Origin of the sequence: Collimonas sp. OK242, assembly GCF_900107095.1 — a bacterium.
Classification (GTDB): domain Bacteria; phylum Pseudomonadota; class Gammaproteobacteria; order Burkholderiales; family Burkholderiaceae_D; genus Collimonas.
The window spans coordinates 20,860-42,943 of the sequence record NZ_FNOR01000020.1; the positions used below are offsets into that span (position 1 = coordinate 20,860).

Here is a 22,084-nt window from a genome sequence, read left to right on the forward strand (position 1 = left end):
TTTCCATTCGGGCTGCCCAGGCGTACGGCGGATGAAATCTCACGCTTCCCGGTGGATGCCCACCTTTTGCCGAAGCCGCCGCGATCTTATGAATCCGCGCGGTCCGGTTTTTTCGCCAGTCACGTGAGACGAAATGGTGCGGCTATTGTAAGCGATAGCACCTGGTTTGGGCAAGATTGGCAGTGCGCCTCAGCGCTGGATAAAAAAAAACCGCCCCGGAGGGCGGCCTGATCATGATTTGCCAAAAAACAACAAACGATCAACGCATGCGCATGCTGTTTTATTTGCTTATATCTTACCCGCCAGGCTGATCCCTATCGTGCGCGGTGCAACCCGGTAACCTTCTGATATCGACTGCACGTTCGGACGCTGGATCACCTTGTCGTTGTTGCTTGCATTCTTGACAAACAAGGTCAATTCCCATTGATCGAAGGTGGCGCCGATGCTGGCGTCGATGGTGCTGTATGCCGGACGCGAATGGTCCGGATCGGTGGCCACCAGGGTGCCGTGACTGCTGCCGGTCCAATGTGCCGCGGCGCGCGCGAAACCGTAATAGTCGCCGCTCAGGTTGAACGTGTATTGACCGGTCAGGCTGGCATTGTATTTTGGCACGCCCTGGATTGGATCGCCGGCGTGCGCTTTCAATGACGGCACATCGGACGACAAGGTCGCGTTGGTGTAGCCGCCGGACAGGCCGAGCACTATATTGGCAGTCGGCTTGCCTTTGATCTCGAACTCTGCGCCATAGCTTTTTGCCTTGCCGACATTGGTCTCGTAATCGAAGCCGCAACCGGGCAATTGGATATCCTGTTGCAAATCATTCCATTGGATATAAAAAAGGGCCGCATTGAACGACAGGCGATTCCCCAGCAGGCGCGACTTGTTGCCGATTTCATAGCTCCACAGCTTGTCGGAATTGAATGAAGTCGGCGCTTGCGCGATGCCGAGATTGCTGAAGTCGGACGCGCACAGCGACGCCGGAATCGGACGGTCATTGCCGCCCAGGCGGAAACCCTCGGTAGCAGATGTGTAGACGGTGTTGTTCGGATCGACCTCCCAAATCAGCGAGACCTTCGGCGTGAACGCCGACGATTTGGTGCTGACCGAGGAGGTGGTCGGGCCGCCGTTCCAGTAATAATCGCCGCTGCGGCTCAAGCTGTCGGTGGCTTGCAGATAGCGCATGCCGACAGTGCCGTGCAAGTTCGGCATGAAATAGTAGTTCAGCTCGCCAAACACCGCTTCTTGCTCGGTATGGTAGTGCCGTTCGCTGAAGTAGGAATTGTCATTCGGAAAGGCGATCCCGAGTTGGCCGGGATCGGCCGGATTGGCGCCGAACGCAGCGTAGGTAGAGTTGAGGCCGAAAATAGGTTCGTTGTCGGTCACGTTGGTATGCAGGTTGGCGTAATAGACGCCGCCCAGCCAGGTGAAGGGCGATACTTTCTGGTCATACGGTTTGGAAGTGACGCGCAATTCTTGCGAGAACTGCCGCACCTGGTTCTGCAGATAGACAGCTGACGGCAAGGCGCCGATCGCTTCGGCAAGGCCCGGCGGCGTAGCCGGCACCGCGAAACCCAGGTTGTTGACCGTAGTGCCGTCCTGGGTGCGGTTGAAGGTCCGCTGATAAAAGCTGGAAACCGAGATCAGATCAGCCTTGCCCAGGTCGTAATTGACGGTCAGGCTGGGCACCAGCAAACGGTCGTTGCCCGGCTCGCGCACCAGCTTGCTGGTCTGGTTCTTGGGCAGATCCAGATAGGACGCATCGATATCCTTGGAATTGACTTCCTGGTAGAACACCGATGGCGTGATGCTGAGGTTGCGGGTCGGCGCCCATTTCATCGCCAGCTTCACCACGCTTGAATCCTGGGAGTTGATGCCCTTGGCAATCACATTGCCGGTAGTTGGCGATACCTGGTCGATGTAGCCGCTCTCATGGCCGGTCTGAATGCCGATGCGCAGCGCCAGCTGGTTCGGGATCAAGGGCTGGTTGACCACGCCGTTGACCGTGTAATTGGTGCCGCCGCCCTTGGTCGACGAGGTTTCGGAATAGACGCTGGCTTCGCGCTCCTTCAGGTTGGGCTGGTTGCTGATGAACTTGATGGTGCCGCCCATCGAACTCGCGCCATACAGCGTGCCTTGGGGGCCGCGCAGCACTTCGATACGATCGATGTCGAAGAACTTCGGCTCGGAACTGCCCATGCTGTACAGATTGCGCGTGGTCATCGAGACGTCGTCCAGATACACGCCGACGGTGGCCGAACCGGCGGCCGAACTGATGCCGCGAATTTCGATATTGCTCAGCCCTGCCCCTGAACCGCTGGCGCCGGAGAACGATATGTTCGGCACGGCCCGCGTCACATCCGCAAAGTTGTTGATGTGCGCAGCCTGCAATTCCTCGCCGTTGATCACCGAGATGCTCAACGGCACCTTGCTTGCATCTTCCTTGCGTTTTTGCGCTGTGACGAGCACCGCTTCAATTTGCTCGGTTGGCTTCGCCGATTTTTTTGTCTCAGGTGCAGCGGCTGTATCGGCGCTGGCAGGCAGTTGCTGCGCCGCAGCCGTAACTGTAGTCAGCAGCAACGTTGAAGTTGCTGCGGCCACAGCAATCGCGCAGCTAAAATTTGCGGAACTCGCTCTCATTGTTTTATAACCCCTATGGTACGCATCGATGAAAAACTGTGAAACAGCGGTGAAAAATGCTTATCAGCAATATGCATGCCACAGGTTGAAGCTGCTAATACTGGCGTTAATACAGGCTGCAAAACATTGCGGTCAAAATGACGGTCGGCTTTGTGTCGTGTTTTGGTGCGGCTTGCACCAAAGCAATTAAACAGCCGCACCCCTGCGGCAGGCATGCGCGCTAGAGGCTGGCAGCGATTGTCAACGGCGGGTCTGGCAAATTGGGCTACAATTTCCGGCTACACCAAACATCGCAACAACAGGAGCATTGACCATGATTGTCTTGATTACTGGCGCAACATCTGGCTTCGGTGCCGAAATGGCACGTAAATTCACCAAAAACGGCCATCGGGTCATCGCTACCGGCCGCCGCAAGGACCGCCTGGATCATTTGGCAGCCGAATTGGGCGCCGCGGTGCTGCCTATCGTCATGGACGTCACCGACAAGGCTTCGATCAGCGCCGCGCTGGCTGCGCTGCCGCCGGAGTGGCAAGAAATCGATGTCCTGGTCAACAATGCCGGCCTGGCGCTGGGCGTGGAATCGGCGCAGCAAGCCTCGCTGGAAGAGTGGGAAACCATGATTGAAACCAATTGCAAGGGGCTGGTGAGCATGACCCGCCTGGTGCTGCCCGGCATGGTGGCGCGCGGACGCGGCACCGTGATCAACCTTGGCTCCATCGCCGGCGAATACCCTTATCCCGGCGGCAATGTGTATGGCGCCACCAAAGCTTTCGTCAAGCAATTCACCTTGAACCTGCGCGCCGACTTGGTCGGCACCGGTGTGCGCGCAACCGATATTGCGCCGGGTTTGTGCGGCGGCACCGAATTCTCCAATGTGCGCTATCGCGGCAACGACGAGGCTGCCGCCAAGGTGTATGAGGGCACGCAGCCGCTGACGCCTGGCGATATCGCCGACACCGCCTATTGGGTCGCGACCTTGCCTGCCCACATCAATATCAACCGCATCGAAATGATGCCGACCTGCCAAGGTTTCGCAGGCATGAGCATCAAACGCAACTAATCAACCTTAACCAAGTAAGCAACATTATCGGATGGCTACAGCGCAGCTCCCGGCTGTAGCCTGTCCGCATACAACATTCGAAAAGCACCGCAGGCAATGAACCAGACAAGCTCCACCCCGCCTAGAGACTTTAGCTGGCGTATCCGGGTGTATTACGAAGACACCGATACCGGCGGTGTCGTGTTTTATGCCAACTATTTGAAATTTTTCGAGCGCGCCCGCACCGAATGGTTACGCGCAGCCGGCGTCGGCCAGCGCACGCTGGAACAGACCGATGGCGTCATGTTTGTCGTAAAAAGCACCAGCGTCGACTATCATGCGCCTGCCAAGCTGGATGACGAGCTGGAACTGACCGTGGTGGTCGAGCGCATGGGGCGCGCTGGCGTTGACTTCATTCAGCAAGCCTGGCGCTTGGGTGGCAATGAACCGGCATTGCTGGCGACCGGCCGCATCAGCGTGGTCTGCGTCAATGCCGTCACCTTCCGGCCGCAGGCAATCCCGAAACAGGTATTGCATAGCATCAAGCCCGGCACCACCCATTCTGTGCCGGCAGCGGCATAGTTTTTGCGTTAATGCGCTTAGCCCTTACTCTTCTTACTCTTTAATACACTTAGCCCAGTAGTGCGAAATAGTACAAAATAGCAACTCCGAGGGCACAATGAACCTTCGCGCACCGGACGCGGTCTCATGCAGCATTGCAAGGAAACCGGGATAACGCGATAGCGCCCGGCAACATTGCCGGCGTCAATTGCTAATTTTGCGGTAAGCACTTTGCGATTACAATTCACTGTTTGAGTATTTTACTTAAACCTAAGTCTTTACTTAAACCTAAGACCATTCCTCAAGACCGCTATCCATGACTGTCACCCAAGATCTTTCGTTTATTACCCTCATTACCAATGCCTCCGTATTAGTACAACTGGTCATGGCGCTGCTGCTGGCAGTTTCCGTGATGAGCTGGACCTATATTTTCCGCAAGATGTTCGCTATCCGCAGCGCCCGCTCACAGACAGAAGACTTCGAGCGCGCATTCTGGTCCGGCGGCAACCTGAGCACGCTGTATCAGGACGCCACCTCGAACCGCCGCAAAGGCGCAGGAAAAACCGGTGCGCTGGAACGTATTTTCCAAGCCGGCATGGATGAGTTCAACAAGGTCAAGGCTTCGATCGGCCACAAGGGCGGCAGCGACAATGCACCCTTGCTGGAAGGTGCGCGGCGCGCCATGCGCGCGGCCTACCAGCGTGAGATGGATGCACTGGAATCGCATCTGGCGTTCCTCGCCTCGGTCGGCTCGGTATCGCCGTATGTCGGTTTGTTCGGCACTGTATGGGGCATCATGAATGCTTTCCGCGGCCTGGCGAACGTACAGCAAGCAACGCTGGCGGCAGTCGCGCCCGGTATCGCCGAAGCCTTGATCGCTACCGCGATCGGCTTGTTTGCAGCGATTCCGGCGGTGGTTGCCTATAACCGCTTTTCTCATGATGTCGACCGCCTGGCCATCCGCTTCGAGAGTTTCATCGAAGAATTCTCCAACATCTTGCAACGTCAGGCGCACTAATGTCGGGGCCCTCATCCATGCGCGGCGGCCGTACCCGCAAATTCAAGGCAGAAATCAACGTCGTCCCGTACATCGACGTGATGATGGTATTGCTGGTGATTTTCATGGTTTCGGCGCCGCTGACCAACCCTAGCGTCATCAATTTGCCGAATGCGGCGAAATCGGCGACGCCGCCGACTGAATACATAGAAATCACCTTGAAACCCGGCGAGCTGGCCAGTATCCGTATCAACGGTCAGAAAAGCGGCATGAGCAAAGCCGAAAGCGTTCCCCGCAACGGCTTGAAACAGAAACTGCAAACCCTGCACGCTGACAAACCCGAGATGCCGGTGATGATTTCCGCCGACAGGGACATCAAATACGACGACGTGATCAAGGTCATTTCGGACGCCAAGATGCTTGGCATTAACCGCGTCGGACTGGCGACAAAGTGACGATCTGGTTATGACAGGCAACTCCCCGTATTCCGTACCAAAAGAACCCGGCAGCATCCGCGCCATCTTGCTCGCAGCGGCAGTGCATGCCGCCTTGTTTGCATTCCTGTGGTTTGGCATTCACTGGCAAAGCCAGCAGCCGATAGCAGTCGAGGCCGAAATCTGGAGCCCGGAGATCAAGGATGCTGCGCCGACGCCGCCGGAACCAACGCCGCAGCCGACGCCCGTGCCCAAACCGGAACCGGTGATCCAGGAAACCGCGCCGCCGAAAGTGGTGACGCCACCGCTGCCGGATCCGGAAATTGCGCTGGAAAAAGAAAAGAAACGCAAAGAACAGGAACGCAAGGACCTGCAACGCCAGGAAGAGCTGGAAAAGCAAAAACAATTGCAGAAACAGCAAGCCGAGGAAGAGCGCAAGGACAAGCTGAAAGCCGAGGCTGAACAAAAAGCCGCCAAGGACAAAGCCGCAGCTCAGGAAAAGCAAAAACAGGATGCCGCCAAAAAAGCGGAAGCCGACGCCAAGAAGAAGCAAGCAGCAGCCGATACCGCGGCTGACAACAAGCGCCACAGCGACGAATTGAAACGCATGATGGGCCAGGCGGTCGGCAATGGTGCGGCCAACAGTACCGGCACGGCAGCCCAGTCGCAAGGGCCGCGTGGCGATCCTAGCTATGGGCAAAAGGTCGGCGCCAAGATCAGGTCGAACATTATCTTTAATGTGCCTGAAGGTTTGGCCGGAAACCCGGCAGCGGAATTCGATGTCGAACTGCTTCCGGACGGTTCGGTGGCAAGCGTGCGCCTCAGGAAATCCTCTGGGGTTTCCGGTTTTGACGAGGCCGTGAAGCGTGCGATTGAGAAATCTGTACCCTATCCAAAAGACAGTAAAACGGGTTCTGTACCTTCCAGTTTCCTCGGAATCCATAAACCGAAAGATCAGTAAGCCATGAAAAACAAATTGCATCAATTATTCGCGATCATAGGACTGGCGCTTACCGCTTTAGTATTCAGCGCTCCGGCAAATGCCCAGTTGCGCATCGAAACCTCCGGCGTCGGCGCCACCCAGATTCCCATCGCGATTGCCGGCTTCAGCGACGAAAACCTGGCGCCGCAGCAGGTCACAGCCATCATCAAAGCTGATTTGGCGCGCAGCGGATTTTTCAAGATTATTGATACCGGTGATGTCATTTCCGAAGCGACCCAGGTCAACTTGGGCGACTGGAAAGCCCGCGGCGCCGACGCTTTGGTAGTCGGCAGCGTGCAGCGCCTGGCCGATGGCCGTTTCGATGTCCGCTACCGTCTGCTTGATACCGTCAAATCGGCCCAGCTGTCAGCCCTGGCGATGGCCGCCGCACCGCAGTACACGCGGGTTACCGCGCACAAGATCGCCGACGATATTTATGAAAAACTGATCGGCGGACGCGGTGCGTTCGCTACCCGCATCGCCTATATCATCAAGGCCGGCAAGGAATACCGCCTTGAGGTCGCCGATTCCGACGGCGAAGGCACCCAGGTCGCCCTGCGTTCCAACGAGCCTATCATTTCGCCAGCCTGGTCGCCCGACGGCACCAGGGTTGCCTACGTCTCGTTTGAAGCAAAAAAACCGGTGGTCTACGTGCAAAACCTGGTCACCAAGCAGCGCATCGTGGTGGCCAACTACAAGGGCAGTAATTCGGCCCCATCGTGGTCGCCCGACGGCACCAAACTGGCGATTGCGCTGGCCCGCGACGGCCTGACCCAGGTGTATATGGTGAATGCCGACGGCGGCGGCTTGCGCCGTTTGACCAATACCAACGGCATCGACACCGAACCGCAATTTTCGGCTGACGGCCAAAGCATCTATTTCACCAGCGATCGCAGCGGCGGCCCGCAAATCTATAAAATGAGCGCCAGCGGCGGCGATGCGCAACGCGTGACATTCGGCGGCAGCTACAACATCAGCCCGCGGATTTCACCCGACGGCAAGGCATTGGCCTATATCTCGCAGCGCAGCGGCCGCTTCCAGCTGTATGTACTGGACCTGAGCAACGGCCAGGAGCAGCGTTTGTCGGACACCGTCAAAGACGAATCCCCAAGTTTTTCGCCGAACGGCAAATACATCATGTACGCCACTGAATCAGGCCGCCGCGGCTCACTGGCCGTTGTCTCGGTTGACGGCCGCGTGAAACAGCGTTTAACTATGCAGGCAGGCGACATACGGGAGCCTACTTGGGGTCCTTTCATGAAATAATCACGCAGTAATTTGAATCGACGTACGTTTCCCACCCTGGAGAATTAAAAAATGCTAAATATCAAAAACTTTGCCCTTATCGTTGCCAGCGCCATTTTGCTGGCCGCTTGCTCCTCCCCAGTCAAACTCGACGACAAAGCGGTCCCGGTCGTCGATAGCGGCGCCACCGGCGCTGATGCACGTTCGGTCAATACCGTCGATACCGGCAGCGATCCGCTCAACAACCCGACCGGCATCCTCTCGAAGCGCAGCATTTACTTCGACTTCGACAGCTATACCATCAAGGATGAATTCAAGTCCGTGGTTGAAGCGCACGCGCAATACCTGAACAGCCACAAGAATCGCAAGATCATCATCCAAGGCAATACCGATGAACGCGGCGGCCGTGAATACAATCTGGCGCTGGGACAAAAACGTGCCGAAGCGGTTCGCAAGGCATTGGTATTGCTAGGCGTTTCGGATACCCAGGTCGAAGCAGTCTCACTGGGTAAAGAAAAGCCTAAGGCCCTCGGCAGCGACGAAGCGTCCTACGCTGAAAACCGCCGCTCCGACATCGTTTATCAATAATGATGCGGACGTTCTTCAAAGCCACGATGACTGCGGCCATGCTGGCCGCAGTTTTTTCCGCTCCGACCGCCCACGCCGGGCTGTTTGACGACGATGAAGCACGTCGGGCGATATTGGATATACGCGCCAAGATTGACGCGGTCAATGCAAGGGTCGACGGCAAGGCGGACAAAACCAGTTCGCTCAGTTTGTCGGAACAGAATGACCGCCTGAATCAGGAACTGGCCAAGCTGCGCGGACAAATCGAAGTGCTGACCAATGAGCTGGCCAACACGCAACAGCGCCAGAAAGATTTCTATGTCGATCTGGATACCCGCTTGCGCAAGCTGGAGCCGCAAAAAGTCAGTGTCGACGGCCAGGAAGTCAGCGTTGGCGCCAACGACCAGAAGGCCTACGACGCAGCATTGGCGACCTTCAAAGGCGGCGACTATAAAACTGCGGTAAGCGCATTTTCCAATTTTGTACGCTCCAACCCGGATTCGGGTTTAGCGCCATCAGCCCAGTACTGGCTGGGGAACTCGTATTACGCTCTACGCGATTACAAGAATGCGATTGCGGCGCAGCAGGTGGTTGTCAGCAAGTATGCCGACAATCCCAAAGCTGCCGATGCCCTGTTGAATATCTCCAGCAGCTATACCGAGCTGAAGAATAAACCTCAGTCCAAGCGTGCGTTGGAACAACTGCTGTCGCAGTATCCGAACACGCCGGCAGCACAGACGGCAAAAGAGCGCCTGACAACGCTCAAGTAAGCCGCAAAATTTAATTTTGCAAATTATGTAAATAAAAGTGCATATGGGTTTGACAGCTCATATGCACATTACATATAATAGCCGTCTTTCGGGTCGTTAGCTCAGCTGGTAGAGCAGCGGACTTTTAATCCGTTGGTCGCAGGTTCGAATCCCGCACGGCCTACCACGAATAAGTCGTAGTACAGAAATAGCCGCTTACAGAAATGTAAGTGGCTTTTTTGTTTTGGCCTCCGTATTTTTAGGTCATTGCAAAACACCGCTTTTTTACAGCCTTGGCGCCAGCCGCCCCATTCGTTGCAAATAATTTCCTCTCGTTCATCTATTTTCGAATTTTATGTACCCTACCCGTTTTTAAATTCAAAAACCACCTCTCGAAATCAATTCATCTTCAGGAAAAGCATGTAAACACAGGCCTTTTGGCAATCATCGATAAATTCGAAGATATATCCATATTTTTTCCGTTTTTCTTTTGAATTGGCAACGCGCATACTTTCCCCTGTCGACCCAACCCTGCATCCAGCGCAACCATTCTTCACTGTGAAAAATGGCGTTGCCTGCAGTAACTGACGGAGAAAATCATGCTTCAAATTCGTAAAAGCGAAGAACGCGGTATTGCCGATCACGGCTGGTTGAATTCGCACCATACATTTTCGTTCGGCCATTACTTTGATCCGCAGCACACCGGCTTCGGGCCGCTGCTGGTGATCAATGAGGACCGGGTGCAAGCCGGCCAGGGTTTCGGCACGCACGGCCACAGCGACATGGAGATCATTTCCTATGTGCTGGATGGCGCACTGGAGCACAAGGACAGCATGGGCACCGGTTCGGTCTTGCAATACGGCGATGTGCAAAGGATGAGCGCAGGCACTGGCGTGCGTCACAGCGAGTTCAATCACTCGGCGACAGCGCCTGTGCATTTTCTGCAGATCTGGATTCAGCCGAATGTCAAAGGCATTCCGCCCAGCTATGAAGAAAAGCATTTCACTGCCGCGGAAAAACAAGGCCAGCTGCGTCTGATCGCGTCAGCCGATGGCCGCGACAACTCGGTGCTGATACATCAGGATGCGGCGATCTATGCAGCTATCCTGAACGGTGGCGAGCCGCTGCAATACGCGCTGGCTAAAGGGCGCAACGCTTATGTACATGTGATACGCGGCCGTCTCAGCGTCAACGGCGCCGCGCTGAACGGCGGCGATGCGGTGAAGGTGACTGAGGAGAATCTGATCACGCTGGCGAATGCCGACGCCGCAGAAGTGTTGCTTTTCGATCTGCCTTATTGATTTTGTATTTTGGTTTACTGAAACGATGCAGGCCGGAGCAGCTTCACGCTGTCCGGCCTGTTTTTTTCAAAGCGCACCCGGCACATGCCGGATCAAGCGCGCCATCGCATCGCTGTCGCGCATTTTATCTATCCACCAGCTCAATGCGGCGCCATCGTCGCCGGTTCGCCACGCCAGCGAAAACGTTTCATCCGGCTTCGGTTCTTCCACTTCTTTCACGATCAAGGCGCCTGAGGCAATCGCCGCCCTTGCACATGGCTCCGGCAAAAAACCGAAACCTACGCCGGCCAGTTGCAACTCATATTTGCTGCGCATGTCGGGCACGGTCAGCGTGTCCTGTCCAAACAAAAGGCCGACCGTGCGCGAGGCCATCTTGCGCGCCGAGTCCGCCACGCTGATGGCGCGATGCGGATGCAGCTCCGCCTTGCCCAGTACGCGCCTTACCTTGGCCAGCGGATGCGTAGGCGCCACCACGAACACGAAAGAGACCGTCCCCATCTGTTCGGCGATATAACCGCCGCCTGCCGGTCCCGGCCCCGGCGCTGCAATCAACAAATCAACGCGACGGTCCAGCAAGGCTTCCCAGGTGCCGGCCAGAGATTCTCGGGCGATGCGCAAACGGGTTTTATCGGCAATCGCGCAGAAATTGGCGATATCGGTTTCCAGCGCCGCCACCGAAAACAAAGAGTCCATGCATATCGTCAGTTCGGTTTCCCAGCCTGAAGCCACGCGCCGCACACGATGTTCCAGGTCCTCTGCCGCTTTCAGCAGATAGCGCCCTTCCTTGAGCAATTCTGCGCCGGCGCGCGTCAGCGTGACTTTCGGCCCCTGGCGCTCGTACACCTGCACGCCCAGGTCCTGCTCCAGTTTCGACACCGTATAGGAAATGGTCGAAGGCACCCGATGCAATTCGCTGCCGGCGGCGGAGAACGATCCGCGGCGGTCGATGGCGTCGAGAATCAACAGCGCGTCGAGACTGATTCTGAACATGGAACTCCGATAGAGAGAAAAAGACTAGGAATCGATGGCGTAGCCGGCTGCGATCCAGGCGTCTATGCCACCTGAGAGCGGGCGCACTTTCTTGTAACCCCTTTGCATCAGCTGCTTGGCAACCAGTGCCGCCGAGGCTTCGTTAGGGCAAGCGCAGTAGACAATTATTTCCTGATCCACCGGCGCGTCGAAGACGAAGCTGTTGATTTCCTGATGCGATATGGTGCGCGCACCGGGAATCCGCCCGGCCTGCTGCGAAGCCGGCGAGCGCACGTCGACAATCGCCGGCGTGATTCCTTCCTTGAACAATTGATCCAGCTCCGCCACCGAAATGCGCGCCATGCGCAGGGACATGCGGAAGCGCCGGCGCTGCCACCATTTGCTGGCGACAAAGATGGCAAATCCGGCGGCGACCAGCATCATGCCGTATTGGCCTAGCTGGGTCAGCACGTTCAACAGATCGTCGATGGTGGTGCTGAACAGCGAACCGAGGAAAATCGCCAGGCCGGCCCATAATGCCGCCCCTAAGCTGTCGTAGACGATGAACCTTGTGCGGCTGGTGCCGATGGTGCCGGCCAGCGCGCTGGCGATGGAAGCGAAACCGGGGATGAATTTGGCTACCAGCAGTGAGCGCGCACCCCAGCGCGAATAGATCGATTCGGTTTGGCGCACACAGGAATCCGGCGACAGCGAAATCCGGCACAGCGTAGACAGCACCCTCCTGCCATAACGCCGGCCCGCCAGATACCAGAGGAAGTCGGCGATCAACGCCGCCGCTACCGCTGTGAGCAGCAGCACCGGCGCCGAGTAGTCGCCGCGGTGCATCAAGGCGCCGGTAATCACCAGGGTCGGATACGCCGGTACCGGCGCCCCCAGCTGTTCCGCCAGCACATTGAAAAATACGATGACCAGCCCATATTGCTCAATCAAATGAAACAAATAGGTCATCTCTTTCGTCGCCTCATCGCCATGTCAGGGATTGCCAGATCGGCAATATCAAAGTACTGCGGTAATTTCCCTGACCATTATAAAGTTGATGGCGATCCGGCTCCGGTTTTTTCTGAAAGATATTCTGTGGCCGCCAGCCAGGCCAGCATGGCGGCCGGCAACAACAGCGCGAAAAACAGCAGGTGCTTGTAGGCGAACCCGCCGCCTATCGCACCGGCGCCGAACGCTACCACCGGCCAGAAGAACTTGATGCAGCGCTGGCGCACCACGTCGTCCGCCGCGCCGCGCAGGATGTCGACCAGATCGATCACCAGCTGGGTGACATTGCCGGTCATCACCGTAGTTGGCGTCAGGTGCTGCAAGATCAGGCGGCTGCTGGCATTCTGCACGCCCATGCTGGCGGCGCCGCATATGCCGGCCAGCAAAGCCAGCGGCGCCTGCGTATTGCTGACCGGTTCGGCCAGACAGCCGGCGGCCATGAAGCATAGCAAAAAGACCAATTGCAGCAACAGCAGATAAGGCATAGGCGTTCTGGCGCTGCGTTCCAGCCAGATGTGCGCCATGCGCGTCAGCGCCACCGCGAGTATGAAAGCCGGGAACGCCAGCAACTTGATCAGCACGCCGTTCGAATGACTAGCCAGCGCGCTGCCGATCAGCACGAAGTTGCCGGTAACGTGCGCGGTGAACAAACCGAACAAGGCGATAAAACCGACGGTATCGACGTAACCGGCCAGGAAACTCAATACGATAGACTGCTGTGTCATACGCTTGTTTGGCTGCATCGCATCCTCACGTCAAACCCAGCCCGCGACCACGTAGCCGAGTGTCATCGCCACCACCAGCAAGGCGCCGACCGGGGTCGGCGGCGTTGGCGACGGCAAATCGAACCAGCGGCAGACTGCGCCCACCAGCAAACCCAGGATGGCGCCCAGCAGGAGGGCAATCATGATTGCCTCTCGGGCGCAACACGGGTCGCCAGATAACGGCCCACCAGCCAATATCCGCTACTCATCATGAACACCAGCAGCGCTCCGCTCAGCACCGGCGGCGAAGGCACCGGAATCTGCGCGAGGCGGCAAGCGGCGCCGACCACGAACGATAGCAGCAAACCCATTAGTATCTTTGTATAGCGCATGATAATCCTCGGTGATAGTCCGTCGCATGCTTAAAAAGCGAAACAGCTGCAACCCAATGCGCCCCAGAATCCGGAATAATCGGAAATCGGTACGCTCGACTTTCTTGCAGCGTCATGCGCATGGGCGTGCACGCCGCAGGCGCCGGCGCATTGATGCGGTAACGCCTGGCGTTGTTGCAGCGCCGGACGATAATGCCCCGGCACGGTTTTTACCGGCGACCAATCAGGCAATACCGGGATCGGCGGCGGCGCCAGCGACGTAAATTCTGCCGCGCCGTACACGATCTTGCCGCCAACTATCGTCAGCACCGATTCCAGCGCCTTGATGCCGTCTTCATCGATACCGAAAAAATCCGCTGACAAGACTGCCAGATCGGCCAGTTGTCCTTGCTTGATGCGGCCTTTCTTGCCTTGCTCGCTGGAGAACCAGGCGCTGCCTGCGGTCCACAGTTCGAGTGCGGTTTCCCGTGGCAGCCTGGCTGCGGTGTCATACAGTTGCATGCCGCCGACGCTGCGCCCCGATACCAGCCAATACAGCGCAGTCCATGGGTTGTAGCTGGCCACGCGGGTAGCGTCGGTGCCGGCGCCGACCGGCACCCCCATTTCCAGCATGCGCGCGACAGGCGGCGTGTGGGCGGCGGCTTCGGCGCCATAGCGGTCGACGAAATATTCACCTTGGAACGCCATCCTATGCTGAATCGCTATACCGCCGCCAAGTGCGCGCACCCGCTCGATATTGTGCGGCGTAATGGTTTCCGCATGATCGAAGATCCAGTGCAAGCCGTCGAAAGGAATATCGCGATTCACCTTTTCAAACACGTCCAGCATGCGGCTGATCGACTCGTCATAAGTAGCATGCAGACGGAACGGCCAGCGGTTCGACACCAGATGCCGCACCACTTTTTCCAGTTCGTCCTCCATGCCAGCCGCCGGCTCCGGCCGCGGCTCCAGGAAATCTTCAAAGTCTGCCGCCGAAAACACCAGCATTTCGCCGGCGCCGTTATGGCGATAAAAATCATCGCCATGTCCGGGACTGATCATGTCCGTCCATTTCTGGAAATCCTCCAGTTCCTGCCCCTTGCGCTGGGTGAACAGGTTGTAGGCGACGCGGATAGTCAACTGCTGGTCACGCGCCAGCTGGTCGATGATGGCGTAGTCTTCGGGATAATTCTGAAAGCCGCCGCCGGCATCGATAGCGCTGGTGACCCCGAGCCGGTTCAGTTCGCGCATGAACTGGCGGGTAGAGTTGACTTGTTGCTCGCGCGGCAATGCCGGCCCCTTGGCCAGGGTGGCGTACAGGATCATGGCGTTCGGCCTGGCGATCAGCATGCCGGTCGGATTGCCAGCCGCATCGCGCTGGATTTCGCCGCCGGGCGGATTCGGCGTGTCCTTGGTATAACCTACAGCGCGCAAAGCGGCGCGATTGAGCAAGGCACGGTCGTACAGGTGCAAGATAAACACCGGCGTGTCAGGTGCTGCGGCATTGATTTCTTCCAAGGTCGGCATACGTTTTTCAGCAAACTGGAACTCGGTCCAGCCGCCGACCACACGCACCCACTGCGGATGCGGCGTACGCAACGCCTGTTGCTTCAGCATGCGCAAGGCATCCGCCAGCGAAGGCACGCCTTCCCAACGCAATTCCAGGTTGTAGTTGAGGCCGCCGCGGATCAGGTGAATGTGGGAATCGTTCAAGCCCGGCACCACGGTGCGGCCGTTCAGGTCGATCACCTGGGTCGCCGCGCTGCGATGACGCAGCACCTCCTCGGCATCGCCGACTGCAATGAATTTACCGTCCTGGATTGCTACTGCCGTCGCCAGCGGCTGCGTCTTGTCGACCGTGTGAAAGCGGCCGTTCAACAAAATCATGTCTGCATGCATGGTTATGCCCTCGCGTCATTGATCTGATGCCATTGATTTGATGCCATTGATTTGATACAGCACGGACAACGCGGCCCTGTCGGCGACTGAGCGACTGAACCGGGCCGCCCGCTCTTAATGTGCTTCAGAAGCGTTGAACATGGTCTTAGCATAAATCAAGCCGAGGCCGTAGCCGCCGCCGTGGGCAATTGAAGTGGCCACGGTTTCGTTGTAGGTTTCGCCGCGCGCCCAGTCGCGCTGCAGCTCCAGCAGGTACTGCAGCGAGGTCATGGGCCGCGCGCCTTGCTGAATCATGCGTTCAACCGCGCGCTGATGCGCCTCGTCGGACACATCGCCGCTGGCGTCGGTGATGACATACACCTCGAATCCCTGATCCAGGGCCGACAAGGCCGGACCGACGATGCACACCGAAGTCCATAAGCCAGCCAGTACGATCTTGCCCTTGCCGATGGCATTGACCCGTTCAGCAATGCGCGCATCTTCCCAGGTATTCATGGTGGTCCGGTCTATCACTTCCTGCTCCGGGAACACTGTTTTGATTTCGTCGAAGACGGGACCTGAAAACGATTTTTCGGCGACCGAGGTCAGAATGGTCGACACCTTGAATTCCTTTGCGGCCTTGGCTACCAATGCGACGTTATTGCGCAAGGACGCCAGATCGATGGATCTGGTGGCGAACGCCATTTGCGATTGATGATCGATCATGATCAAGGTGTGGTTGGCAGGATCCAACAATGTGCTGCCTGGCTTGGCGGTTGCGATTGGCATGATTTCTCCTCTTTAATATGCAATTAATTCGACATTAAAATAAAGTCAGATAAGAATCGGATAAACATCGATTTTCATTGATTGGCGTTGGGTCAGTGCCAATGGATTGCAGTATGGGCTAGGGAAAATCAAAAGAAAAACGGAAAATTTGCAGATTAATGATCGAATTAATCGAACATTTATTTTTCGATATTTTTCAGACCGTAAGAACGCGCAGAAAGCGGCCGATGCCGCCTGATGTCATACAATGGACGTTTCCTCTCCTGAGACCATGCCATGCGCGCTATCGAAATCACTCATCCCGGCGGCCCGGATGTCTTGCAAATCTGCGAACGCCCTCTCCCGTCTTTCAAACCAGGCGAAGTATTGATCAAGGTGCAGGCCGCCGGCATCAACCGGCCCGACGTGTTTCAACGCACCGGCAATTATTCGCCGCCGCCAGGCGCGTCTGATTTGCCGGGGCTGGAAATCGCAGGTGAAATTGTCGACGGCGATTTCAGCGGCAGCGCTTTCAAGAAAGGCGACCTGGTATGCGCCCTGGTCCAGGGCGGCGGTTACGCCGAATACTGTTGTGCGCCGACCGCGCAGTGCCTGCCGCTGCCCGATGGCTGGAGCGCAGTGGAAGCTGCCTCGCTGCCGGAAACTTTTTTCACTGTCTGGAGCAATGTTTTCGATCGGGTAAAGCTGGCGAGCGGCGAAACCCTGTTGGTGCAGGGCGGCAGTTCCGGCATCGGCGCGGCGGCGATCCAGATCGCCACGGCACTCGGCCATCGGGTATTCGCCACTGCCGGCTCGGATGAAAAATGCCTTGCCTGCGAAGCGCTGGGCGCCGAACGCGCGATCAATTACCGGACTGAAGACTTCGCCGCTGTCATCAAGGCCGCAACCGACGGCAAAGGCGTCAATGTCATCCTGGACATGGTGGCCGGCGACTATGTTCCGCGCGAAATAAGCTGCCTGGCCGACGACGGCCGCCTGGTATTCATCGCCACCCTCGGCGGCAGCAGCGCCAATATCGATTTCCGCCATATCCTGATGCGGCGCCTGACGATTACCGGTTCGACGTTACGGCCGCGGCCGATCGCTTTCAAGGCGGCCATTGCGGCCCAATTGCGCGAGCGCGTCTGGCCGCTGCTGGCGGCACGGAAAATCAAACCGGTGATTTTCAAGACATTTCCACTTGAGCAGGCGGCACAAGCGCATGCACTGATGGAGAGTAGTTCGCATATCGGCAAGATCATGCTGACCATAGAACACTAAACGACAAGGCAGCCGGACGGCTGCCTTGTCGTTTGGACAAATCCCAGGACTAACTCAGAGTTAATCCAACGGCACCGAGCGATATCGGCTAACTTCCGATGCGCTCACAATCGGCGCCTTGTTGCCCCAGCTGTTGCGGATATACGAGACGACCGCAGCGACTTCGCTATCGCTCAGCGTCGGACCGTATGGCGGCATGCCGTAAGGACGCGGATTGGCAGCCGTACTCGGTGCAAAACCGCCGTTCAACACCACCCGGATCGCATTCACCGGCGCCGACATGGTGATCGCGTGATTGCTTGCCAGCGGCGGGTAAGCCGGCCACACGCCTTTGCCGGAAGCCTGGTGGCAATCCACGCAATGGTTCTTGTAGATCTTCTGGCCCAACTCCAGCGCGCTTGCCACCTGCTCAGGACTGGCGCGCTCTTTTTCTGCCGGCGCTTCCTGCTGGCGCGGCAACGATTTCAGGTAAACCGCCATCGCGCTGACATCCGCATCGCTCAGATGTTGCAAACTGGCGCCCACCACCTCCGCCATCGGCCCCAACACTGTTCCGCGCGGCGAGACGCCGTCTTTCAGCAAAGCGCTGATGTGCTCAATACTCCAGCCGCCAAGACCGATTTCTTCATCCGATGTCAGCGACGGTGCGTACCAGTTCACCACCGGGATAAAACCCCCTCCCAGCTCCGCTTTCAGATCGCTGCCGCCGAGTGCATTGCGGGTGGTGTGGCAAGCACTGCAGTGGCCCAATCCCTGCACCAGGTAAGCACCGCGATTCCACTCGGCCGATTGCGGCGTCTCGGCCTGGTACACGCCAGGCCGGAAATACAAGGCGCGCCAGCCGTAGAGCAGGAACCGGTTGTTATAGGGAAAACGCAAACCGTGTTGCAAATTCTTTTGCCGTACCGGCGGCACGCTCCGCAAATAAGCAAACATCGCATCGGCATCGGCACGCGTGACCTTGGTGTAGTTCGTGTACGGAAAAGCCGGATACAGCAAGCTGCCGTCTTTCGATTTACCGTTATGCAGCGCGCGCCAGAAATCGTCGGCCGACCAGGTGCCGATACCGGTTTCCTTGTCAGGCGTGACATTCGGCGAATAGACGGCGCCGAACGGCGTCTGTATCGCGCGCCCTCCCGCCAGCTCCTTGCCGCCGCGCGCTGTATGGCAAGCCATGCAATCGCCGGTGCGCACCAGATAGGCGCCGTGCGCAATCTGCTCTGCGGTTGCAACTGCGGCTGTAGTGGCAGCCGGCTGGTCGCCGTGATCGTCGACGTTGAGCAATGCCACTACCCCGACTGCCGCCGCGATCAGCAACACAAGAGCGCCGGCCGCCCACTTGAATATCCGTTTCATTCTTGGTTCCGCTTCATCAATTGGGGACACTGCCGCAGGCAAGCGGCAATTTGACCGGGGTTGGAGCAACTGCGACGGCGTCGGCAGGGACCGGCTGCGCAGCCAGCCATGCCGCCACCGCACCGATATCTTCTGGACTCAAGCGTTGCACAACCTGCGCCATGCAATCGGGCGCCTTGGCGTGCCGTGCGCCGTTTTTCCAAGCGCCTATCTGTCCGACCAGGTAATCGCGCGGCAGGCCAAGCAAACCCGGCGTAGCAGGCATGACGCCGGTCATGGCGCTGCCGTGGCAGGCTATACAAGCCGGAATCTTCTTGCCGGGATCGCCCTTGTTGACCAAGGTTTCGCCGCGTTCGCGGGTTGCGTTCGACCGATCGAACGGTTGCGGCGCCGGGTAAGGCGGGTGCTGATCTGCAAAATACCGGGCGATTTCCTGCAGATAGGCGTCGGACAGGTGATCGACCAGATAGGTCATCATCGGATACCGACGGCGTCCTTCGCGAAAATTATGCAGCTGGTTGTAGAGATAGCCAGCCGGTTTGCCGGCGATGCGCGGGTAATAGCCATCGTTGGTGGCGCGCCCTTGCTCGCCATGGCAGGCGGTACATGCGGTGAGGCGCTGCTTGATGGTATCTGGAACTGCGCCGGCGTCGACCTCTGCCGCATTGGCAACCACCGCCAGCAATGTCGCGGCAAAGAAAACCAGGAACTTCGCGCTCAAGTGGCGCGCACTGTCTGCCGCACGGCCGCTGGCCGGGCTTACCGAAATAATCGACATGATTTCCTGCCTTGTTATGTTCCTGCATTTTTAGGGAGGGCATTCAGCTGACGATTATAAACTAGCAAGTACAACTAAGCCCCTCCCGCAACAGCTGTTCAGGCTGGACAAATTGTCCCAGGCCGCAGGCGCGGCGGAACATTCGGGGCATCTCATTTTGGCGGTTTCTGCGGCGGCACCAGGGGCTGGTCGATCGTGGTTCCCGGTTCATTCACGTATATCTGCTCTTCGACGATATCCAGCTGCTGGCTGCCGTCCAGCGCGTGCCCGGTCCATCTCTCGGCCGGACTCAAAGGGCGTATCTTCTTTTTCTTGCCGGTATTGCTGTCCTTCGTAACATCTTTAGCTTTACCCATCGCAGTCTCCTTGGTTGCCTGGTTTATTTTATATTTTCAATATAGAACGTTCACGGACTCGCGCATAGCAAAGAATCCCTTGCAACGAAAAAACGCCGGGCCGGATTCACATCCGGGCCAGCGTTTCAAGGATACCTGCTTAGTATTGGATCAGCGCTCGTAGTAGCCGTCTCGATAAGGCCGGCGATAATAATAGTCGCGGCTTTCTACATAAACCGGGGCTGGCCGGTAATATACCGGCTGCGGCTGGTAGTACACCGGGGCCGGGCGATAGTAGACCGGCTCCGGCCGGTAATACACCGGCGCAGGCTGCGCATAATAACCTTGCCCGCGGTCATAGTAGCCACGGTCATCCTGGCGATAGCCGCCGGAAGTCGCGCCCACCGCAGCGCCAAGCACGCCGCCGACGATGGCGCCGTTACGGCCGCCCACCGCGCCGCCGATGACAGCGCCGGCTACCGCGCCGATGGCAGTATTGGCGCCATCGTCGTAAGCCATGGCAGAGCTTGAAATTGCAGCGCCTGTGCTGGCCAGCAGCGCAACGCACATCCATTTTTTATACAGCATGGTTGACTCCTTTAAGGGTCGTACAGCCAACAGCCGGGCAAAAATTGCGAGAAAAATTGCAAGATCGCGGCTGTTGATTTGAACTATAGACCAGCTTCCGGGAAAGCCATGCAAGCGATACACACTTTTACATTTGCACAACATACTTACATCTGCAGGGCCGCTTATCCAGGCCCTAGTGCAGCTTGACTGACGGCTTGGCGTGTTTCATCAAGCTGCTGGCGGCAGCTGTAACGCCGGTGCGAACCGGTCCCAGCAAGGCATTCAAATGCATCAGGTGCAAGCTGGTGTACATCATGCGGGCAAAGAAACCGTCGACAAACCAGCCGAGCTTGGTCAGCGAACCCATCAAGGTGCCAACCGAGGTATTCCTGCCGAACGACACCAGCGAACCATGGTCCGTATAGACATAAGGCGCCTCCAGTGCCGCCTGGCCCTTGTTGGCGCGGACGAACATCTGCACCAGATAATCAGCCTGCTGATGCGCCGCCTGCGCGCGCGGCGGCACCATTTTTCCGTCGGGGCCGAGGCATGCCGCGCAATCGCCCAGCGCATAGATATTGTCGGTGCCGGCGACCTTCAGGAAACCGTCGACTTCCAGCTGGCCTGATTTTGTCACCGGCAATCCCAGCGTCTTGAGGAAATCGGGCGCCTTGATACCGGCCGACCACACGCACAGGTCGCTGACATAATTGTTGCCGTTGGCGTCAGTGACAAAATTCTCTGCGATGCTGGCGACGCGGCAATCGGTAACCACTTTCACCTCACGCTCCTGCAAGAGTTTGGTAGCGGCTTTCGAGACCCGTTCAGTCAACGGCGCCAGCAGGCGCGGCGCGCCTTCCAGTATGGTGATGCGCACGTCGCGGTTCGGATTCAGATGCGGAAAATCATAATCGGTGTACACGCTGCTGACATCGCGCAGCTCTGCCGCCAGTTCAACGCCGGTAGCGCCGCCGCCGACAATCACGATATCGATCCCGGCATCCGGATTCTTTTCTTTCTTCAAATCCGCCGACGACAGCATTTTCAACAGGCGCAGCCGGAAATGTTCCGCGTCTTCGGTGGTGTTCAGCGAAATCGTATTTTCCTCGGCGCCGCTGATGCCGAAATAATTGGAGATGCTGCCGACCGCGATCACCAGCTTGCTGAACGCGATTTGACGTGGCGGGATCAGTTCGGCCGCCGATTCGTCGAGCACTGCATCCACCGTGATCGTATGGTTGCCATTGTCGAGAGCGCTCATTGCGCCGTAAACAAAACGAAACTTGTTGTCGTGTGCCAACATTTGATAGGACAGGCCTTCCTGATGGATATCGCGCGTGCCCGCTGCGACTTCGTGCAGGGACGGCTTCCAGATGTGATACAGCGCCCGGTCGACCAGCGTGACGTGGCCGTTCCCCAACTTGCGGCCGAGCTTGCAAGCCAGCTCCAGGCCACCGGCGCCGCCGCCGACAATCACGATTTCATCTGACATCCATCTATCCTTCAAATTTTATTGGCCAATATTGACTAATCGCGCCTGGAAACGCCGGGTTT

Annotated in this window: 24 protein-coding genes, 1 tRNA gene and 1 riboswitch; of the genes, 11 read left to right on the forward strand and 14 right to left on the reverse strand. The window is 57.6% G+C overall.

Going from position 1 to position 22,084, the window contains the following annotated elements; genetic code table 11:
• Positions 1-7: 7 nt before the first annotated feature.
• Positions 8-133, reverse strand: a riboswitch (ZMP/ZTP riboswitch).
• Between the two features lie 155 nt (positions 134-288).
• Positions 289-2,577 carry a TonB-dependent receptor gene (locus BLV81_RS19835; RefSeq protein ID WP_255365379.1) on the reverse strand — a complete coding sequence of 763 codons (2,289 nt, stop codon included), beginning with the start codon at positions 2,575-2,577 and terminating at the stop codon, positions 289-291.
• A gap of 56 nt (positions 2,578-2,633) precedes the next feature.
• Entirely contained in the window at positions 2,634-2,852 is a 219-nt protein-coding gene (locus BLV81_RS23735; protein ID WP_143036390.1) for a hypothetical protein, read from the reverse strand.
• 98 nt (positions 2,853-2,950) lie between these two features.
• Here BLV81_RS23735 and BLV81_RS19840 point away from each other — a divergent pair, with 98 nt between their 5' ends.
• The 10 genes from BLV81_RS19840 to BLV81_RS19885 all read left to right on the forward strand — a co-directional run bounded on the left by BLV81_RS19840 (position 2,951) and on the right by BLV81_RS19885 (position 10,512).
• Positions 2,951-3,697: an SDR family oxidoreductase gene (locus tag BLV81_RS19840; protein WP_092359473.1), complete on the forward strand. Its 747-nt coding sequence runs from the start codon at positions 2,951-2,953 to the stop codon at positions 3,695-3,697.
• A 96-nt stretch (positions 3,698-3,793) separates the two neighbouring features.
• Positions 3,794-4,258: a tol-pal system-associated acyl-CoA thioesterase gene (ybgC, locus tag BLV81_RS19845; RefSeq protein ID WP_092359475.1), complete on the forward strand. Its 465-nt coding sequence runs from the start codon at positions 3,794-3,796 to the stop codon at positions 4,256-4,258.
• 295 nt (positions 4,259-4,553) lie between these two features.
• Entirely contained in the window at positions 4,554-5,255 is a 702-nt protein-coding gene (tolQ, locus tag BLV81_RS19850) for a protein TolQ (protein WP_092359477.1), read from the forward strand.
• Positions 5,255-5,689, forward strand: a complete 435-nt coding sequence (locus tag BLV81_RS19855; RefSeq protein ID WP_092359479.1) for a biopolymer transporter ExbD — start codon at positions 5,255-5,257, stop codon at positions 5,687-5,689. The genes tolQ and BLV81_RS19855 overlap by 1 nt, the downstream gene beginning before the upstream one ends.
• Positions 5,690-5,699: 10 nt before the next feature.
• Positions 5,700-6,629, forward strand: a complete 930-nt coding sequence (tolA, locus tag BLV81_RS19860) for a cell envelope integrity protein TolA (protein ID WP_092359481.1) — start codon at positions 5,700-5,702, stop codon at positions 6,627-6,629.
• Positions 6,630-6,632: 3 nt separating this feature from the next.
• Positions 6,633-7,916 (forward strand): Tol-Pal system beta propeller repeat protein TolB, encoded by a 1,284-nt coding sequence (gene tolB / locus BLV81_RS19865; protein ID WP_092359483.1) that lies wholly within the window; start codon positions 6,633-6,635, stop codon positions 7,914-7,916.
• A gap of 51 nt (positions 7,917-7,967) precedes the next feature.
• The gene (gene pal / locus BLV81_RS19870) at positions 7,968-8,483 is read left to right on the forward strand and encodes a peptidoglycan-associated lipoprotein Pal (RefSeq protein WP_092359485.1); all 516 of its coding nucleotides are present in this window, start codon (positions 7,968-7,970) and stop codon (positions 8,481-8,483) included.
• Positions 8,484-8,485: 2 nt separating this feature from the next.
• Positions 8,486-9,232 (forward strand): tol-pal system protein YbgF, encoded by a 747-nt coding sequence (ybgF, locus tag BLV81_RS19875; protein ID WP_369823909.1) that lies wholly within the window; start codon positions 8,486-8,488, stop codon positions 9,230-9,232.
• A gap of 90 nt (positions 9,233-9,322) precedes the next feature.
• Positions 9,323-9,398 (forward strand) — tRNA-Lys (locus BLV81_RS19880).
• 412 nt (positions 9,399-9,810) lie between these two features.
• Positions 9,811-10,512: a pirin family protein gene (locus BLV81_RS19885; RefSeq protein ID WP_092359489.1), complete on the forward strand. Its 702-nt coding sequence runs from the start codon at positions 9,811-9,813 to the stop codon at positions 10,510-10,512.
• Positions 10,513-10,578: 66 nt separating this feature from the next.
• Here BLV81_RS19885 and BLV81_RS19890 read toward each other — a convergent pair whose 3' ends face one another.
• The 7 genes from BLV81_RS19890 to BLV81_RS19920 form a co-directional block, all read right to left on the reverse strand.
• Positions 10,579-11,502, reverse strand: a complete 924-nt coding sequence (locus BLV81_RS19890) for a LysR substrate-binding domain-containing protein (RefSeq protein WP_092359491.1) — start codon at positions 11,500-11,502, stop codon at positions 10,579-10,581.
• Positions 11,503-11,526: 24 nt separating this feature from the next.
• Entirely contained in the window at positions 11,527-12,450 is a 924-nt protein-coding gene (locus BLV81_RS19895) for a DedA family protein/thiosulfate sulfurtransferase GlpE (protein ID WP_092359493.1), read from the reverse strand.
• Positions 12,451-12,527: 77 nt separating this feature from the next.
• Entirely contained in the window at positions 12,528-13,214 is a 687-nt protein-coding gene (locus BLV81_RS19900; RefSeq protein ID WP_255365382.1) for a YoaK family protein, read from the reverse strand.
• Between the two features lie 30 nt (positions 13,215-13,244).
• Positions 13,245-13,397 carry a DUF1427 family protein gene (locus tag BLV81_RS19905; protein ID WP_092359497.1) on the reverse strand — a complete coding sequence of 51 codons (153 nt, stop codon included), beginning with the start codon at positions 13,395-13,397 and terminating at the stop codon, positions 13,245-13,247.
• The gene (locus tag BLV81_RS19910; protein ID WP_092359499.1) at positions 13,394-13,585 is read right to left on the reverse strand and encodes a DUF1427 family protein; all 192 of its coding nucleotides are present in this window, start codon (positions 13,583-13,585) and stop codon (positions 13,394-13,396) included. Before BLV81_RS19910 ends, BLV81_RS19905 begins: the two co-directional genes overlap by 4 nt.
• Before the next feature lie 30 nt (positions 13,586-13,615).
• A complete protein-coding gene (locus BLV81_RS19915) occupies positions 13,616-15,463 on the reverse strand; it encodes an amidohydrolase (protein ID WP_092359500.1) in 1,848 nt (615 codons plus the stop codon).
• 114 nt (positions 15,464-15,577) lie between these two features.
• Positions 15,578-16,231, reverse strand: a complete 654-nt coding sequence (locus tag BLV81_RS19920) for a hydrolase (RefSeq protein ID WP_092359503.1) — start codon at positions 16,229-16,231, stop codon at positions 15,578-15,580.
• 276 nt (positions 16,232-16,507) lie between these two features.
• Between BLV81_RS19920 and BLV81_RS19925 the strand changes: the two genes are divergently transcribed.
• Complete coding sequence (locus BLV81_RS19925; protein ID WP_092359505.1) at positions 16,508-17,491, forward strand: NAD(P)H-quinone oxidoreductase; 984 nt, start codon at positions 16,508-16,510, stop codon at positions 17,489-17,491.
• Positions 17,492-17,551: 60 nt separating this feature from the next.
• On the opposite strand, the gene BLV81_RS19930 is transcribed toward BLV81_RS19925, so the two are convergent.
• The 5 genes from BLV81_RS19930 to BLV81_RS19950 form a co-directional block, all read right to left on the reverse strand.
• The gene (locus BLV81_RS19930) at positions 17,552-18,847 is read right to left on the reverse strand and encodes a c-type cytochrome (RefSeq protein ID WP_092359507.1); all 1,296 of its coding nucleotides are present in this window, start codon (positions 18,845-18,847) and stop codon (positions 17,552-17,554) included.
• Positions 18,848-18,863: 16 nt separating this feature from the next.
• Positions 18,864-19,625, reverse strand: coding sequence for a c-type cytochrome (locus tag BLV81_RS19935; protein ID WP_092359509.1), 762 nt, complete (start codon positions 19,623-19,625; stop codon positions 18,864-18,866).
• A gap of 152 nt (positions 19,626-19,777) precedes the next feature.
• A complete protein-coding gene (locus BLV81_RS19940) occupies positions 19,778-19,981 on the reverse strand; it encodes a hypothetical protein (protein ID WP_092359510.1) in 204 nt (67 codons plus the stop codon).
• A 150-nt stretch (positions 19,982-20,131) separates the two neighbouring features.
• Positions 20,132-20,548 (reverse strand): glycine zipper 2TM domain-containing protein, encoded by a 417-nt coding sequence (locus tag BLV81_RS19945; RefSeq protein ID WP_092359512.1) that lies wholly within the window; start codon positions 20,546-20,548, stop codon positions 20,132-20,134.
• 175 nt (positions 20,549-20,723) lie between these two features.
• Positions 20,724-22,022, reverse strand: coding sequence for an NAD(P)/FAD-dependent oxidoreductase (locus BLV81_RS19950; protein ID WP_092359514.1), 1,299 nt, complete (start codon positions 22,020-22,022; stop codon positions 20,724-20,726).
• Between the last annotated feature and the right edge of the window lie 62 nt (positions 22,023-22,084).